Below are 17,034 nucleotides of genomic sequence, written 5' to 3'. Positions count from 1 at the left end.
TTTTATCCGGAGTGATTTTACCGTCGTTTACAACAATGTATGGAACTCCATAAATACTTAATGTTAATGAGTCAATCACATATTCAGCATGGGATGCGTTAAACACCAATGAATCCTGTTCTTTCTGGGTGGAATAGAAATAAGAGCTTTTGATATTCATCGTATCCGTTGCTGTCAGATAGATCTTACGTTTGGCAACATCCCATGTACCTTTACCGATACTGGTTTTATATTGTGCATAGGGAAACTCCGTACTCGCATACCCTTCCTGCTCCGGACCAAAAGTTGCAATGCCTTTTCTCAGGTCATAATCAAGTTTTGCATGTGTGGATTTTAAGGCAGGCTTCTCCGGGTTATCCGACTTGATTCTGAAGACCGCGTCGTTTGCTTTCAGGTGTTTGTCTTCGAAATGGAATTTTGCAGATTCTGTTTCTGAATCCTTGGTAGACAGGACACCCATACCATACATACCTTTGTGCGTCAGCGCAAGTGTTCCGTCAAAGGTTGCTGTTGAATCATATATTTTGAACGGATCTGTGATCGATGACATATACATCGTATCCAGTTTCGGTTTCCATAATAATCTATAGGCTCCAATCTCTACATCCGGCATGGTTACTGAAGGATCGAGCAGCGGGTTGGTACCGGCCGTTGTCACCATTTTTGTACCCACCGTTAATGTGGAATCTTTAAAGAATACGAAGTCGGTCGAGGTTAACGTTGTGTTTAAATATTTAATCTCACCGTTTCCTCTCAAGCCCTGGTTATCCAGTTTAAGCATGTTGTTGTATACGGCATCTCCGCCATACATCTTATAACCTTCTACTGGCGTAGGATGTGTGAAACCCAGCGAATAATCCGGCATTACCACCAGACGTTCTTCAAAGTCGGGGAATACACCGCCGGACTCAAAGGTTCCGTCAAACCCGATCACACTCGGGTCATCGTTACTCAAACTGTCAACCGTGAACGGTGGAATTTTAAACTTAAAGGTTGTATCGTAAGCTCCGCCGGCTATGTCTTTTTTATCAAAGAACACAGAAGCTCCTGTTGATGCGTGGAAGATCGGATATTCCGGAAAACTTTTCCGTGCAGATTTATTATGAGGCTTATTGATATACAGGATACCTGATGAATATCTCAATTCGTTGCCAAGTACTTTCGCTTTTCCTGATTTTTTTGAATCAACGGTATCTGTTTCAGAAACCGCTAATTTAATGGCATTGATACTTGTCAATACAACGTAGAAGCTATCATAGTTGAATGCAAAGTCAGTACCGATAAACTGGAAGTTTGATGTATTGATCTTACCGTTGAATTTAAAGTCACGGTTTGCCAGGATTTCAATGGTATTGCTGTCCGGTTCAAAATTTACCGAAAGAGAATCACTGATATATACACGCTTCACGCCATGCACCGTAAGTGATTTGGTTGTCAGATCCAGTTCTGCATTGGCACCGGATGGATTAATGGATACGAAGTTGATGTTATCGTAATCCTTTTTATCTCTTCTGGAAAGTACATAATGCCTTGCTTTGTCTTTTACAATAATCATCCCGCTGCGCGTATTGTAATCAATAAAGCCGAGTTTCATCAACTGCGCCATTGCCCCTCTTAACGTAGTTTCAGAAATTTTAGAACTCTCTGCCAATTCAGCAACAGAAAACTGGCTGGTCTGCATTTTTTCTGAATAACCCATAATAATCTGCAATGGGTGGAACTGATACAGACCTTTTAAACGGGCATATTTTGCCATTTCATAAAATTCCTGTGATTCAAACAAAGCTGGTACTTCTGTACGCCCGTTGATGATATTGAAATCAATTTTGTCTGTATTTAAATCCCAGGTGAGGGCATCGGCAGTAATTTCAATTTTATGATACGAATCCAGGAACGGTGCCATTCTGAAACCGTTTGTTTTTGTAAGACGCAAAAAGTCTCTGTTCTTATTGAATTTAAAAACAGTACCCGGATGGAAAATAGAATCTTTATCCTGGTAGATCACAAGCTTTGTATAGTCGCCGGTGATCAATGAATCGCCCAACTGGAAACGATTTGATACAGCCTTGATCCGTACTTCATTATCTTTTAAGATTTTGATCTCCGCATATCCTTCATCAATCGAAGAGCTATATATTTTTTTACCGGAAAGAGAAAAACCACCATGGTATTGAATGTTCTCATCCAGTCCCTTTACCGGGATATTGCTGTAAAAAGATTTAAACCTCGGGAAGTTTTTATCATTGTAGCTTTTGGCTTTTACACTGTTGTATTCAAATATCCCGATGGGAATAGAATCTGTTTGTTCAGGGTAATGCAGCCGGGCCCCTTCTGAAGTGATCCTGTATCCTTTTATCGGAAAATTGTACCCTCCCAGGTCACAGTATACATTGGGTAAGCCAACACTTGACCAGTCGAATGTTCCCCCTTCACCAACAAAAATTCCTGATTTCAGAAGAATCGAACCGGAAGTATTTTTGATCTGCACGGTATCAACGACTGTTGTTAATACCAGAGTGGCGCCGGTAATGGTAATGATCGGCCCTTCAATCGTTGGCTGTGCCGGCGGGGTATAACCTACATCAAGCGCCTGATCCTGGTTTATCTGCACCGTATCTTCATCTTCAATGGTACTCCAGTTTTCTTCGTTCTGTTCAAAATTATCCCAGTCTTCAAAATGATTTTCCGTTGCTGTATCTGCAGGCATTTCATCAGGCATGGCCGGTGCCGGCGGTGCTTCCTGAATATGGAACGCAAATGATCCTCCTTCCATTTTTAATGAATTGTACGATGAACGGTACAACAGCCCTTCGTTGGTAATTAATCTGCAGGTAGTGAAAAATGTTTCCATTTGTGCAGCCTGAAATGTTTCGATCAGTTTATCTGTAATAATCACAAATGTATCCAGCTGTGCACCGCCCATACCTTTAGACTGCAGAGCGGCAAGCGTTAAATAGAAATCTCTGAAGTGTGGATTCGTACGCAGCTTTTTACTTTTAACCAGTTTCTGAGAGACTTCAACAATCTTCTTTTGCTGGACAGCACTAAATGCACCCCAGGCCGCTCCCAATGCAGAACCCGCTTCAATACATTCCTGATTCTTGGTGATTTCCATCATCGCCGCAACCTCGCCCGGATACGCCGCAGGATCTCCTGAAAATTTTTGCTGAGCAAACACCGGAATATTCACAAGCAAACAAATAAAAAAAAGAAGGGTATGTTTTTGGATTTTCTGCATGTTCAAAATCTAAGTAATAAACTAGTGAAACGATCTTTATCCGTTTTATTTTTTTAGTAGTTTCATTGATACCCAACGATCCTTTACTTTGAAACTTTCCTTTTTAAAACCAGCTCCTTCAGCACGCGTCAAAATATCGTTTATATCTTCTTCATAAAAGCCGCTCAAAAAAAGCAGGCCACCCGGAAGCAGACGTTTATTATATTCATCCATTTCAGCCAGCAATACATTTTTATTAATGTTTGCCAATAAAATATCCACCTGGATATCTGCTGAAATAATTTCTGTGATAGTTCCCTGTCCTGTTTCTATCCTATCACATCCGTTCAAATTACAATTTTCAATCAAATTTTCAAAAGCCCAGTCTTCAATATCGAAAGCATAAATTTTCTTTGCGCCTTTTTTCTGAGCCAAAATGCTAAGAATACCTGTCCCGCATCCCGCATCAATCATTGTTTTATCGGTCAGGTCAGTTTCCAGCTCATACTCAAGCATCAAAGATGTAGTTGCATGGTGGCCGGTACCAAAAGACATTTTGGGGTTGATCACGACCTCGTATTTAAATTCAGGCCTTTCCGGGTGAAAGGATGCGCGTACATAGCACTGATCTGCAATCACCAGCGGTTCAAAATTCTTTTCCCACTCTTCGTTCCAGTTGATGTTCGGCATCTCTGCGAACGAATAGGTATATGCCGGGTTGATGTTTTGCAATACTTCTTTAAGTTCGCTTTCAGAAAACAAACTTTTTTCCACGTATGCTTCCAGCATCTGTATATGTTCGGCAAAAGAATCATACCCGATGGCCAGTAATTCAGCCATTACAAGTTCCTGCTCGTTTTCATTAACGGCGATATCAACTTTTATGTATTGCTCCATAAGAAACAAAACCCCGACGAATCGGGGTTATATTTTTTTATTTAAATTCAATTAAACGAATTTTCTGTAGTCTGTATTTACAAAATCTAATTAGTAAGACTTCGCGATATCAATAAAATCACGGGATTTTAAAGAAGCACCGCCGATCAAACCACCATCAATATCTTTGCAAGCCAATAAACCTTTTGCATTATCCGGTTTCATGCTGCCACCGTAAAGGATGCTGATTTCATCTGCTACTGCCGCACCGTATTTAGAAGCTAAATGTTCACGGATTTTTGCATGCATTTCCTGCGCCTGTTCGTCAGATGCTGTAACACCTGTACCGATTGCCCAGATTGGTTCGTATGCAATAACTACTTTTTTGAAATCTTCCGGAGATAAATGGAATAAACTTTCTGTTAATTGTGAGTTGACGAAATCAATATGAATACCTTTTTCTCTCTGTGCAAGTGTTTCACCGCAGCAGAACAATGGTGTTAAACCATGTGCCAGCGCAATGTTTACTTTATCTGCCAGTTGCTGGTTTGTTTCACCAAAATATTCTCTTCTTTCGCTATGACCGATGATCACATATTTTACACCAACAGACTTCAACATGGAAGCAGAGATCTCACCGGTAAATGCTCCGGATTCTTTCTGATATACATTCTGCGCGCCGATTGCTACTTTATCACCGCTGATCTTAGAAATAGATGCCAATGAAATGTATGGAATACACATTACAAGATTAACATCTGCAGGAACCTCATCCTTAGCCATATTCACCACTTCAGACGCCAATGCCAGACCTTCTTCAAGCGTTTTATTCATTTTCCAGTTTCCTGCAATTACTTTCTTTCTCATAAACGATGTTCTTTTACTTTTTAATCTTTTTTGAATCGGGGTTTTCTTTTCCAAAATACCGGTCAAATATAATAAGAATTGACGAAAGCCGAAAGAAGAAAGCTCAAGGCTAAAAGCTTAAGGATTAATGTATAGAACAAAATGCTTAAATTACGCGCAATATATTTTTTTATGGAATCAGATCTTACAGCTTGGGTCTTAGTGCTACGTACTCTGTACTCCCTACATTCCCTTTGTTCTGGCATCGGGCAACTGAAAGCTAACAACTGGAGTCTAATTTTTCTTGAAATCGTTCAATAACGACCTAGTAATCAAACTTATTAATTAACAACACTAATTTAATCTTTCATATACCATCTTTTTCCTTTAAATTTGCTCAATTTGACTGTGTAAAAGGAGGGCAAAATTCTTCTTTTGGCTTCAAATATCTGATTCATTGAACCATTGAAAAAACAATAAATAATCCCATGCCTAAGGATACAAGTATCAAACACATTTTGATTATCGGTAGCGGTCCAATTGTAATCGGACAAGCTTGTGAATTTGATTATGCTGGCTCACAAGCAGCGCGCTCTCTTCGCGAAGAGGGTATTGAAGTTACCCTGATCAACTCCAATCCGGCTACAATTATGACTGATAAGGTTGTAGCGGACAATGTGTATTTATTACCATTAGAGAAAAAATCCATTATTAAAATCCTTGAAAATCATAAGATCGATGCCGTGTTGCCGACCATGGGCGGACAAACAGCCTTGAATCTTGCGATGGAATGCGATAAAGCAGGTGTCTGGAAAAAGTTCGGTGTTCGTATGATCGGTGTTGACATCAACGCGATTGAGACAACTGAAGACCGTGAGAAATTCCGTTTGAAAATGCTTGAAATCGGTGTTGGTGTATGTAAAGGAGCAACAGCAACATCTTTCTTACAAGGAAAAGAAATTGCACAGGAGATTGGTTTCCCGCTGGTAATCCGTCCATCTTTCACGCTTGGCGGTACTGGTGGTGGTTTCGTTCATTCAGCAGATAAATTTGATGAAGCCTTAACAAAAGGTTTACATGCTTCACCAACGCACGAAGTATTGGTTGAGCAAAGTATCCTGGGCTGGAAAGAATATGAGTTGGAGATCCTGCGTGACAGCATCGTTAATATGATCATCATCTGTTCGATCGAAAACTTTGACCCAATGGGTATCCACACAGGAGACTCCATTACAGTGGCTCCGGCGATGACACTGCCGGATACGATCTATCAGGAAATGCGCGACCAGTCTATTAAAATGATGAAAGCGATCGGTAATTTTGCCGGTGGTTGCAACGTTCAGTTCTCTGTTTCTCCGGATACAGACCAGATCATTGGTATTGAGATCAACCCGCGTGTATCACGTTCTTCAGCGTTAGCTTCAAAAGCTACAGGCTATCCGATCGCTAAGATCTCTGCGAAACTGGCGATTGGTTACAACTTAGATGAATTAAAAAACCAGATCACAAAAACAACCAGTGCGTTCTTCGAACCGGCATTGGATTATGTGATTGTAAAAGTTCCGCGCTGGAACTTCGATAAATTCAAGGGTGCAGACCGCAGCCTTGGTTTACAGATGAAATCTGTTGGTGAAACGATGGGTATCGGCCGTAACTTCCAGGAAGCATTGCAAAAAGCTTGTCAGTCACTGGAGATCAAACGTAATGGTTTAGGCGCTGATGGAAAAGAACTAACCAACCAGGACCAAATTCTTGAAAGCCTTGCAAATCCAAGTTGGAACCGTTTGTTCCACGTATATGATGCATTCAAACTTGGTGTTCAGTTCAAGACGATTCAGAAATTAACCAAGATCGATCCATGGTTCTTAACACAGATTGAAGAACTGGTTCTTCTTGAAAAAGAAATTCAAAAACAAACCATACAAAGCATCAGCAAGGAAATGCTGAAAACAGCTAAGCAAAAAGGATATGCCGATCGCCAGATTGCCCATTTGCTGAGATGTATGGAAAGCGAAGTGTTTGCGAAACGTCAGGAGTTTGATATCAAACGCGTTTACAAAATCGTTGATACCTGCTCCGCGGAATTCGAAGCAAAAACTCCTTACTACTACTCTACTTTCGAAGGCGAGAACGAATCAATCTCATCTGACAGAAAGAAAATCATTGTATTGGGTTCAGGCCCGAACCGTATCGGACAAGGGATTGAGTTTGACTACTCATGCGTACACGGTGTGTTGGCAGCGAAAGAATGTGGTTATGAAACCATCATGATCAACTGCAACCCTGAAACGGTTTCTACCGATTTTGATATTGCAGATAAATTATACTTCGAGCCGGTATTCTGGGAACATATTTACGAGATCATTCTTCTTGAAAAACCGGTTGGCGTAATCGTTCAGCTTGGCGGACAAACAGCCTTGAAGCTTGCTGAAAAACTTGAGAGATATGGCATCAAGATCATCGGTACAGATTTCCAGTCACTGGATCTTGCGGAAGACCGCGGCCGTTTCTCTTCACTACTGAAAGACATCAACATTCCTTACCCGGAATTCGGTGTAATCGAAAATGCAGATGAAGCTGTTGAAATCAGCAAAAAATTAAACTTCCCGCTTTTGGTTCGTCCTTCTTATGTATTGGGCGGTCAAAGCATGAAAATCGTGATCAACGAACAGGAACTGGAACAGCATGTAGTGAACTTATTGAAAGATCACCCGGGCAACCAGGTGCTTGTGGATCACTTCCTTGAAAATGCCATTGAAGCTGAAGCCGATGCAATCTGCGACGGAGAGAATGTTTACATCATTGGTATCATGGAACACATTGAGCCTGCAGGTATTCACTCCGGTGACTCACACTCTGTATTACCTCCGTTCGATCTAAGCGATAACGTGATCAAACAGATTGAAGAACACACCAGGAAAATTGCTGTGGCTCTTAAAACGGTAGGCCTGATCAACATTCAGTTCGCGATCAAAGACGAAAAAGTATACATCATTGAAGCCAACCCGAGAGCATCGCGTACGGTACCATTCATCTGCAAAGCCTATGATGAGCCGTATGTAAACTATGCTACGAAAGTGATGCTGGGTGAAAACAAAGTAACAGACTTTAAATTCGAACCGAAGAAAAACGGTTACGCAATAAAAATTCCCGTATTCTCTTTCAATAAATTCCCGAATGTAAATAAAGAACTCGGACCTGAAATGAAATCTACCGGTGAAGCAATTCTTTTCATCGATGATCTGCAGGACGACGCATTCGTGAAATTATATTCTGAAAGAAATCTTTACCTGAGCCGATAAAATAAGTGTAAAGTAAAAAGTGTAAAGTGTAAGACGCAGAACCGAATATTTTGAATATTTGTTAAAATAAAACCGGAAGCTCAATCGTCATACTCTTTACACTTTACTCTTTAAACTGATTACTTTATATCATGGTTAAATTCTTATTCTGGACCCTCATTGTATTTTTGATTTTAAGATGGCTCTTAAAACCATTCCTGAAGGTTATGGTTATAAGAAGTGCTCAAAAAATGGCTGAAAACATGTACCAGCAGTATAATCAGCAGCAGCGTCCGCGATATCCGGAAGGATCTATCCATGTGGATCATATTCCTGCACCGAAAACCTCAAAAAAGGGGAATAATGGCCCTTCAGATGAGTATATTGATTTTGAGGAAGTAAAATAGTAAAATATAATTTATTTTTACCTGATTTACAGGCAATTACAATTGACTGAATCCGCAAAAAACTTACATCTTTCGCATCCGGATTTTAATTTTTTGTTATCTTTGTCATCCTTTTACGTCTGAGCAAGGACGAGAGGAAAAAAGGTTTAATTGAACATTATAGAAGGAATATTAGGATGTCTTGGTTTAAGAGAACAGAAAAAGGTATTACCACACCTACCGAAGAGAAAAGAGAAGTACCTGATGGTTTGTGGTATCAATGTCCTGAATGCAAAAAAATTGTACATACAAGAGAACACGAAGAACATGCCTGGACATGTGTTGAGTGTAATTACCACGCCAGGGTAGGTTCGAAAGAATATTTCGAATTGTTTTTCGATAACAATGAATTTACTGAAATCGATGCGGGCCTTAGTTCTTCCGATCCGCTAAAATTCAACGATAGCCAGCCTTATCCAAAACGTATTAAAGCTGCACAGGCCAAAACCGGTTTGACAGATGCGGTACGTACTGCGTATGGCAAGGTGAATGAGAAAGAAGTGGTGATCAGCTGTATGGATTTTACATTCATAGGTGGTTCCATGGGTTCTGTAGTGGGTGAAAAAATTGCGCGCGGAATTGATATGGCGCGTGCTAAAAAAGTACCTTTCATCATGATCTGTAAATCCGGTGGCGCCCGTATGATGGAGGCTGGATTTTCTTTGATGCAGATGGCAAAAACTTCTGCTAAACTTGCACTTCTTTCTGAAGAAGGTCTTCCTTACATTTCTATTTTAACAGACCCTACTACAGGTGGTGTTACTGCATCATATGCGATGTTGGGTGATATCAATATTGCTGAACCGGGTGCATTGATCGGTTTTGCCGGTCCGCGTGTTGTCAGAGAAACAATCGGTAAAGATTTACCTGCAGGTTTCCAGACATCGGAGTTCTTATTGGAACACGGCTTCCTTGATTTTATCGTAGATAGAAAAAACATGAAGAAGCAGGTTTCTGATTTCCTTCGCATGGTTGAGAAAAAATAACTGAATACATTTATTTTATAAAACGAAAGTTCCGCTGATAACCGGCGGAACTTTTTTGTTTTATATGTATCTTTCATCTTAACCTTTTACTAGATGAAATTCTTAACCTTTTTAACATTGATCACATGTATCTCATGTGCATCTGCAAATAAACCTGCCACATGCCTGCCTGTGCCTGAGACAGACAACTTAACGGAAGGGTTAGTTGCTCATTACCCATTTAATGGAAACGCCAATGATGTATCCGGCAATAATAATCATGGTGTGGTTTATGGAGCTGTTCTAACAAAAGACCGGAACAATATTGAAAATAATGCCTATTATTTTGACGGTAACTTATCATACATAGACATTGGGAATTCACCTAAAATAAAACGTTATCAAAATGATTTTACTGTATCCGGCTGGATACGATTAGAAAGTTTTTGCCCAACCTATAATACCATCATTCTATCAAACAGAAATTCATCAACCGTCGAGCCCTCTGGATCCATGGTTGGAGTTGGAGGTTTAAAGTCATCGTTAGCAGAACAAATAGAATTTATAAAAAATGCTACTCCTACGAATGATAATTTTACCTATGATTATTTAGGTTCCGGAAAAAGCATCCTACTTAACACATGGACACACTTTGCCATCACGTATAAATATAATAATGAAATAGCAAATACCGTTGCTATTTATATCGATGGAGAACTCCAGACTTCTAAAACAATAGGTGCAACATTAAACCCTTTATTGTGTAATACCTTTATTGGCTGCGAGCCTTCTTTATCTCCCGTTGAATATAGTTTAAACGGATATTTAGATGAAATCAGATTATATAGCCGAGTATTAAGCGCTTCTGAAATAACAAAATTGTCTAAACTATAAACAACATTATTGTTTTATCTATCACATACTTTTTATGAAAAAATCACTTTTTCTTCTAAGCATTCTTTGCATTGGCTGCACCACATCTGAAGAGGCCGACTCTCAGGTAATAGCCACAGCCGCCTACAAAAAGGCGATCCGACACATGCATAATGAAAACGCGATAAAAGTGCAATGGATCGAGCATAGCAACCTTTTGAATTCATACAAGGATAGTATGATATTAAAAAATGCAATCTCGCTTATAAGAAAAAGTTATGATGTGCTGGATAAAAAAGCCACCCCAGCAGATTATTATGCTACACTACTGGAACACTACAACCGCCTTGAATACAAAGACACCGCTTCATTGAACCGGGCGAAAATTTGTTTAGAAAATTTCAAACAAACCAAAGATTCCAGCAACTACTATAATGCAATGCTGAATTTAATGAACCTGGAATATGACGTAATATATTTTTATTGCGAACAGGTGGGTGCCAATATTTCGGGACCTTTCACTAAAGTGTATAAAGACAAAGACACAATCAACGTATCTGAAACGTATACATTCGTTGTAACACCCGCATTATATAATTATAAGTATTCAGAAATTATCGTTGATTCAAGTCCGGAAATAACGATTGATAATAAAAAAACAACGGTCCCGATTCAGACCAAAAAAATTGGTGGCACACTTACTTTTACTCTCACACCCACACAAAAAGGAAAATACTATATCAAAGGAAAAGTGTTTGTGAAACAGAAACAATCGGGATACGCTGCAGAAGAGAGCTATTCCACTTCGTTTGTGGTTAAATAGTTTTAATCACAAGGGCATGAAAAAACCTTCCAAATAAACGACACGTGTCTCGCTGCGCTAAGAATCGCGCCAGAGAAATAATTTCCCATTGCGACCTTTGCATACATACTTCGTGCATTTGCGGTTAAAACACTACTTCAACAAATCCCTCACATCGCCTTCAATGCTGCGTAGTTTACTCTCACAATATTTAATCAGTTCGTTTGCCTGCGCTACTTTTTCTGTGAGTGTATCCAGCATGATTGAATCATCTTCGATCTGCTCAACAATTTCTTCAAGTTTCGAAAGTGCTTCTGTATAACTTAAATTACTTTCCATTTTTTTTCTTCTTTGTTACGGTTGAATAAATCGTTTCTTTATCAAACTGTATTTGTATTTCAGCAGCAACATCAATACGTGCCGGATCTGTCACAATCACATTGTCATGCTTTACAATCGCAAATCCTTTCTTCAATATAGTCAGTGGATTTGATGCTTTCACAAATCGCTTTATTTCCTTCAGATTATTCTTTGCATTCGTAAACAACGCATCCACGGTATCTGTCAATCGTTCTTTCAATTGCAATACCTGTTGTTCAAAATTAAAATTACGTTGAATGATTACATTGGCTACTTTGGTCGGAGTCTTTTCCTGGCGTGCCATCAGGTCAGCAATACTCGTGTTGCGATCGTGGCCAATGCCCGTTAAAACGGGGATGGGGAAAGAAGCGATCCTTTGTGCGAGGTCGTAATTATCGAAAGCTTTGAGATCGAGCTGAGAGCCGCCGCCACGCACAACCGCAACCACATCATATCTTTCTTTCTGCGCTTCAACCAACAAAAGTTTACCAATAATAAATTCGTGTGCTTTATCACCCTGGATCTGTGTGAGAAATTCATCTACATGAAACGCATACCCGTACGGATTATTTGCAAGCTCCTGCCTGAAATCCCGCTGTCCGTCAGACTCCGGCGCGGTGATCAATGCAATGCGTTGTATCACCGAAGGTAATGGAAGCAATTTATTGAATGTATAATATTGTTCACCAACCAGCTTTATATGGTCGGGATTTTCTTTAACCAAACGCTCCAGTGTTTCCTGGCGCTCTGCTTCGAGCTTGCCGAGTGTATAAGCATAGTCAATCTCTACAACTTCAAGTTTCAAACCCCAGCGTTTGTGAAACGTTACTTTCACCCGGCATGTAATTTCCAAACCGTCTTTAAAAAGCTGCTTGGTTTCTTTCTCAAACTTTTCAATGTATGCATAACCCAGTGTCCAGAAGACAGCGCCAATCTCGGCTGTAACATTCTTTCCTTCCTTTTCAATAAGCTTTAAATAGCACCAGCGTTTATCCGGTTTTTTATTTACATCGCATATTTCAGTGGTGATCCAGAAAGTATCGCCGTAAAAAGTTGCTGCAAGACAATCTTCTATCTCCGAAATAAATTCAGAGAGACGAATGCTGGGTATGGATTTGTTGATCAATTTCATTTGCTTCTTTTTATCGCTCCGCCGCCGCGGAGATCGCAAAGTATGTTAACGAACAAACCTATAAGGTTTTAAAAACCTTATAGGTTTCGTTTCTTAATTCATTCCCTTTGGGTCATTTTACTTCTCTCCTTCAACAATCCACCATTGATTGCCAAACGGATCTTCGAAACCTGCTGTATAGCCATATTCCTTTTTATCAGGAAGCATCAATGATTTAGAACCTCCGGCAATTGCATGGGAATATACGTGGTTAACATCTTGCAGATAAAGATACATGCCTGCAGACTTCTCATGCCAGGTTTCATTGGCCTGCGCAAACATAATAACGGCATCAAAGATTTTCAGTTCCCCATGCATGATGCTGCCATCTTCAGCAGGAACAATCATTTGTTCGGTTGCACCAAATATTTCTTTCGCGAATTTTAAAAAGCCTTTTGAGTCTTTTAAAATCAGATAAGGCATAACGGGTAAATATTCTGCTGGTATTTTCATGATCGATTTTAAATAAATGTGTTTATATCTAATATATAATTTAACTACAAAGAACACAAAGAAAATTTAACGCGACTAAGAAGAGGAAACGACATCAGAGCTTATCTTTTATCTTTCAAAATAAGAAAAAGATAAACCCAGACATAGTATAGCAACTGTTTTATATTCCTGGATATATGAATCAAATCGGGATCGCTGTTGAATGCTTGATCTCGCCAATCACAAAAATGCTGTGTGCACTCCCGATGTTCTTTATAGAACCCAAACCGTTCATTACAAAATTCTGGTAGTGCGGCATATCTTCAACCATGATCTTCAACATGAAATCATATTCACCTGAAATATTGTAGCATTCTACAATCTCAGGCAATGCAATGATATCTTCAACAAATTTTTTGCCGATGTCTTTGGTATGCTGCTTCAACGATACGTTGCAGAAAACCGTTAGTCCACGCTTTAATTTCTGATTATCCAGAATAGCAATATACTTTTTAATATACCCTTCCCGCTCCAGTCGTTTCACGCGTTCGTAGATCGGAGTAGTGGTCAGGTGCAGTTGATGTGCCAGTTCTTTGGTCGTAATATGCGCATTCTCCTGAAGCGCGCGGAGAATGTCAAGATCAATTTCGTCTAAGTGCTGCATAAAGATGTTTTTTCTGAATGAAGGATTTTTAACCTATAACTTTAGATCATTTTTCTTACAAAATGAATTTTTTAGTAAGTTTTACTTACTTTTTTCGAATCATAATAGTTTATAATTCTACATATATAATTTTGCATAGAATTATATTCTAAAAATAAACAATTTTATGATCGCACACAACCTAGGGTACCCGCGCATCGGGAATAATCGTGAACTTAAAAAAGCATCTGAGCAATACTGGTCAGGAGCCATCACGCAACAAAAACTGCAGGATGCAGCAAAAGCCATACGCACCAGCAACTGGCTTACACAAAAGGACGCGGGACTTGACTTGATCCCTTGCAATGATTTTTCTTTTTACGACCAGGTATTAGATATGTCTTTTATGCTGGGCGTGATCCCCGATCGGTTTTCTCCTTTGCTGCAGAAAAATTTTACGGAGCTGGATATTTATTTTGCAATGGCCCGGGGCTATCAGAAAGATAGCCACGATATCACTGCCATGGAAATGACCAAGTGGTTTGACACCAATTACCATTACATCGTGCCGGAGTTTCGTAAAGATCAGAAATTTTCACCCATCTCCGAAAAAGCAATTAAAGAATACAACGAAGCAAAAACGATTGTCGGGAAAGCAGCAAAGCCTGTATTATTAGGGCCTGTAAGTTACCTGCTTGCCGGCAAAGAAAAAGAACCGGGCTTTAACCGCATTGAATTAATTGATAACCTGTTGCCGGTGTATGTTAAACTTATTAAAGCATTGGAATCTCAAGGTGCAGAATGGGTCCAGCTGGATGAACCGTTTTTAGTGATGGATCTTACGGAACAGGTACGCAAAACCTATGAAACAACGTATACTGCCTTGCGCAATTTATTCCCTTCGTTGAAGTTTATTGTTGCTACTTATTTTGAATGCACCGGAACCAATATTGACGTTGCAAGCAAACTGCCTGTAGATGCGCTGCACCTGGACCTGGTACGTTGTCCGTCTCAACTAAGTGACATTCTTACACCGGCATTTATTTCTTCTAAAACAATTCTATCTCTTGGTGTGGTTGATGGCAGGAATGTATGGAAAAACGATTTTGAAAAATCAAATCTCTTGATCACAAAAGCAATCTCTGCCATTGGCAAAGAACGCGTGATGATCGCACCGTCCTGCTCTCTGTTGCATGTTCCTTGTGATCTTGATAACGAAACAAATACAGATGTTTTAACTGCGGAAATTAAAAACTGGATGGCCTTCGCTAAACAAAAATTGGGCGAAGTAGCTGCATTGAAAAAATTAAATGCTGCACCGATGCAATCAGAAGAAATAGAATTGTTGAGAGTAAACAAAACTGCAATCGACAATAGAAGTGCATCAAAGCTTATCCATAAGCAACATGTGAAAGAGCGTGTGAGAGCCGTACAGCCCAAAGATGCTCAACGTGCAAGTACATTTTTATTGCGCCAGCAGATACAGGAAAAAGCATTGAAGCTTCCGTTGATGCCAACGACTACGATTGGTTCTTTCCCGCAAACAGACGAGGTCCGGGCAAACCGGGCAAAGTATAAAAAAGGAGATATTACACTTACGCAATACGAAGATTTTGTAAGGTCAGAAATGACGCGGACAATCGAATGGCAGGAAAAAATTGGTATTGACGTATTGGTACACGGAGAATTTGAGCGTAACGATATGGTTGAATACTTCGGCGAGCAATTAAAAGGATACGTATTTTCTGAAAACGGTTGGGTGCAGAGCTATGGTTCGCGCTGTGTAAAGCCGCCGATCATTTATGGTGATATCGAACGCACAGCACCCATGACTGTTGCCTGGACAAAATTAGCCCAGTCACTCACAAAAAAATACATGAAAGGCATGCTTACCGGACCTGTGACTATTCTACAGTGGTCATTCGTTCGTGATGACCAGCCACGCAGGGATACCTGCATGCAGATTGCATTTGCTATCCGCGATGAAGTAGTGGACCTGGAAGCCGCAGGAATTAAGATCATACAGATTGATGAGCCTGCCATCCGTGAAGGATTACCGTTGCGTAGGGAAAATTGGGAAACCTATTTAGACTGGGCAGTAGAATGTTTCCGGATTTCTGCATCGGGTGTAAAAGATGAAACACAGATCCATACACACATGTGTTACTCGGAATTCAATGACATCATCAAAAATATTGCTGCCATGGATGCTGATGTTATTACGATTGAAACATCCCGTTCACAAATGGAATTACTCGACGCCTTTGTGGACTTTAATTATCCGAATGAAATCGGGCCGGGTGTATATGACATTCACAGTCCGCGTATTCCAACAACAGATGAAATGGTAGATTTGTTGAACAAGGCAATGAATGTTCTTCCTGTCCGCAATATCTGGGTGAATCCGGATTGTGGATTGAAAACCCGTAAATGGCCGGAAACAGAAGCTGCCCTGATCAACATGGTTGCAGCGGCACAAAAGATCCGTAAAGAAATTACAGCCGTTGTATAAAAAGATAAGCCCGCCCCGATAGCTATCGGGGCGGGCTTATCTTTTTTGAATCATAATCTGAAAGCGTTATCCTTTAATCACGCGTAACAGTACTGCAATAATGGCAATCACTAATAAAATATGAATAATGCCGCCCTGGTTGTAACCAAACATACCGATCAACCAGGCAATCACTAATATGACTGCGATGAAATAAAGTAGATTTCCCATAACTTAATTTAACGTTTAGTGAAAGTGTTCTATTTAATTTAACCGAATTCCCACATAATTGCAAAAGCTCCTGCCATTATTACTAACGACAGGAGCTTTTCTTTTATATGCTCATTTTAATTCTTACTGAATGATCTGTACCCAGCCTGTGTATGGCTCTGTATAGATCTGACTATGTAAATTGATGATGTAGAAATAGGTTCCTTCCGGTAATACTTCACCATTACGGTAGTTCGATCCATCCCACTTCTTCGGATAGCCTGAACTCTTCCAAACCAGGTTGCCCCAACGGTTGTAGATCAGGAACTCTGCGTTCGGGAAGCTCTCGATATTCTTGATTTCCCAGGTATCGTTCGTGCCATCTCCGTTAACCGTTATAACATTCGGTATTACGATTGCT

At 40.0% G+C, this 17,034-nt stretch carries 14 protein-coding genes and 1 pseudogene; 6 read left to right on the top strand and 9 right to left on the bottom strand.

Annotated features, from left to right (window positions below; translation table 11 throughout):
- The 3 genes and pseudogenes from ACTHJT_RS07460 to tpiA form a co-directional block, all read right to left on the bottom strand.
- Nucleotides 1-3,238, bottom strand: a pseudogene (locus ACTHJT_RS07460) (hypothetical protein); the annotation flags it as partial.
- Between the two features lie 45 nt (nt 3,239-3,283).
- Nucleotides 3,284-4,114: a 50S ribosomal protein L11 methyltransferase gene (gene prmA / locus ACTHJT_RS07455; protein ID WP_440237375.1), complete on the bottom strand. Its 831-nt coding sequence runs from the start codon at nt 4,112-4,114 to the stop codon at nt 3,284-3,286.
- Nucleotides 4,115-4,204: 90 nt separating this feature from the next.
- Nucleotides 4,205-4,960, bottom strand: coding sequence for a triose-phosphate isomerase (gene tpiA / locus ACTHJT_RS07450; protein ID WP_440237374.1), 756 nt, complete (start codon nt 4,958-4,960; stop codon nt 4,205-4,207).
- A 467-nt stretch (nt 4,961-5,427) separates the two neighbouring features.
- Between tpiA and carB the strand changes: the two genes are divergently transcribed.
- The 5 genes from carB to ACTHJT_RS07425 all read left to right on the top strand — a co-directional run bounded on the left by carB (nt 5,428) and on the right by ACTHJT_RS07425 (nt 11,327).
- On the top strand, nt 5,428-8,241 hold the full coding sequence (gene carB / locus ACTHJT_RS07445) for a carbamoyl-phosphate synthase large subunit (protein ID WP_440237373.1): 2,814 nt from the start codon (nt 5,428-5,430) through the stop codon (nt 8,239-8,241).
- Between the two features lie 131 nt (nt 8,242-8,372).
- Nucleotides 8,373-8,627, top strand: a complete 255-nt coding sequence (locus tag ACTHJT_RS07440; RefSeq protein WP_440237372.1) for a DUF4834 family protein — start codon at nt 8,373-8,375, stop codon at nt 8,625-8,627.
- 176 nt (nt 8,628-8,803) lie between these two features.
- Nucleotides 8,804-9,652 carry an acetyl-CoA carboxylase, carboxyltransferase subunit beta gene (accD, locus tag ACTHJT_RS07435; RefSeq protein ID WP_440237371.1) on the top strand — a complete coding sequence of 283 codons (849 nt, stop codon included), beginning with the start codon at nt 8,804-8,806 and terminating at the stop codon, nt 9,650-9,652.
- A 93-nt stretch (nt 9,653-9,745) separates the two neighbouring features.
- Nucleotides 9,746-10,525: a LamG domain-containing protein gene (locus ACTHJT_RS07430; protein ID WP_440237370.1), complete on the top strand. Its 780-nt coding sequence runs from the start codon at nt 9,746-9,748 to the stop codon at nt 10,523-10,525.
- Between the two features lie 34 nt (nt 10,526-10,559).
- Nucleotides 10,560-11,327, top strand: a complete 768-nt coding sequence (locus ACTHJT_RS07425; RefSeq protein ID WP_440237369.1) for a hypothetical protein — start codon at nt 10,560-10,562, stop codon at nt 11,325-11,327.
- A gap of 132 nt (nt 11,328-11,459) precedes the next feature.
- Here the strand turns inward: ACTHJT_RS07425 and xseB are convergent, their stop codons facing one another.
- The 4 genes from xseB to ACTHJT_RS07405 form a co-directional block, all read right to left on the bottom strand.
- Complete coding sequence (gene xseB, locus ACTHJT_RS07420; protein ID WP_440237368.1) at nt 11,460-11,645, bottom strand: exodeoxyribonuclease VII small subunit; 186 nt, start codon at nt 11,643-11,645, stop codon at nt 11,460-11,462.
- Nucleotides 11,635-12,798, bottom strand: a complete 1,164-nt coding sequence (xseA, locus tag ACTHJT_RS07415; protein ID WP_440237367.1) for an exodeoxyribonuclease VII large subunit — start codon at nt 12,796-12,798, stop codon at nt 11,635-11,637. The genes xseB and xseA overlap by 11 nt, the downstream gene beginning before the upstream one ends.
- Nucleotides 12,799-12,915: 117 nt before the next feature.
- Nucleotides 12,916-13,290 carry a VOC family protein gene (locus tag ACTHJT_RS07410; RefSeq protein WP_440237366.1) on the bottom strand — a complete coding sequence of 125 codons (375 nt, stop codon included), beginning with the start codon at nt 13,288-13,290 and terminating at the stop codon, nt 12,916-12,918.
- Nucleotides 13,291-13,471: 181 nt separating this feature from the next.
- Nucleotides 13,472-13,933 (bottom strand): Lrp/AsnC family transcriptional regulator, encoded by a 462-nt coding sequence (locus ACTHJT_RS07405; RefSeq protein ID WP_440237365.1) that lies wholly within the window; start codon nt 13,931-13,933, stop codon nt 13,472-13,474.
- 166 nt (nt 13,934-14,099) lie between these two features.
- On the opposite strand from ACTHJT_RS07405, the gene metE reads away from it, so the two are divergent.
- Complete coding sequence (gene metE / locus ACTHJT_RS07400; protein ID WP_440237364.1) at nt 14,100-16,424, top strand: 5-methyltetrahydropteroyltriglutamate--homocysteine S-methyltransferase; 2,325 nt, start codon at nt 14,100-14,102, stop codon at nt 16,422-16,424.
- A gap of 66 nt (nt 16,425-16,490) precedes the next feature.
- Here the strand turns inward: metE and ACTHJT_RS07395 are convergent, their stop codons facing one another.
- Together ACTHJT_RS07395 and ACTHJT_RS07390 are read right to left on the bottom strand one after the other, a co-directional pair.
- Complete coding sequence (locus ACTHJT_RS07395; protein WP_440237363.1) at nt 16,491-16,634, bottom strand: lmo0937 family membrane protein; 144 nt, start codon at nt 16,632-16,634, stop codon at nt 16,491-16,493.
- A gap of 123 nt (nt 16,635-16,757) precedes the next feature.
- A partial coding sequence (locus ACTHJT_RS07390; protein ID WP_440237362.1) for a gliding motility-associated C-terminal domain-containing protein occupies nt 16,758-17,034 on the bottom strand: 277 nt, incomplete at its 5' end.

The organism is Cytophaga sp. (assembly GCF_051961495.1).
Classification (GTDB): domain Bacteria; phylum Bacteroidota; class Bacteroidia; order Cytophagales; family Cytophagaceae; genus Cytophaga.
The sequence above is the reverse complement of the archived record's forward strand: the minus strand, read 5'-3'. Positions and strand labels throughout refer to the sequence as shown.

Bases quoted from the DNA above. Each gene is read 5' to 3' on its own strand.
- prmA (WP_440237375.1), bottom strand. From the start codon at position 4,114: ATGGAGCAATACATAAAAGTTGATATCGCCGTTAATGAAAACGAGCAG.
- tpiA (WP_440237374.1), bottom strand. From the start codon at position 4,960: ATGAGAAAGAAAGTAATTGCAGGAAACTGGAAAATGAATAAAACGCTT.
- carB (WP_440237373.1), top strand. From the start codon at position 5,428: ATGCCTAAGGATACAAGTATCAAACACATTTTGATTATCGGTAGCGGT.
- ACTHJT_RS07440 (WP_440237372.1), top strand. From the start codon at position 8,373: ATGGTTAAATTCTTATTCTGGACCCTCATTGTATTTTTGATTTTAAGA.
- accD (WP_440237371.1), top strand. From the start codon at position 8,804: ATGTCTTGGTTTAAGAGAACAGAAAAAGGTATTACCACACCTACCGAA.
- ACTHJT_RS07430 (WP_440237370.1), top strand. From the start codon at position 9,746: ATGAAATTCTTAACCTTTTTAACATTGATCACATGTATCTCATGTGCA.
- ACTHJT_RS07425 (WP_440237369.1), top strand. From the start codon at position 10,560: ATGAAAAAATCACTTTTTCTTCTAAGCATTCTTTGCATTGGCTGCACC.
- xseB (WP_440237368.1), bottom strand. From the start codon at position 11,645: ATGGAAAGTAATTTAAGTTATACAGAAGCACTTTCGAAACTTGAAGAA.
- xseA (WP_440237367.1), bottom strand. From the start codon at position 12,798: ATGAAATTGATCAACAAATCCATACCCAGCATTCGTCTCTCTGAATTT.
- ACTHJT_RS07410 (WP_440237366.1), bottom strand. From the start codon at position 13,290: ATGAAAATACCAGCAGAATATTTACCCGTTATGCCTTATCTGATTTTA.
- ACTHJT_RS07405 (WP_440237365.1), bottom strand. From the start codon at position 13,933: ATGCAGCACTTAGACGAAATTGATCTTGACATTCTCCGCGCGCTTCAG.
- metE (WP_440237364.1), top strand. From the start codon at position 14,100: ATGATCGCACACAACCTAGGGTACCCGCGCATCGGGAATAATCGTGAA.
- ACTHJT_RS07395 (WP_440237363.1), bottom strand. From the start codon at position 16,634: ATGGGAAATCTACTTTATTTCATCGCAGTCATATTAGTGATTGCCTGG.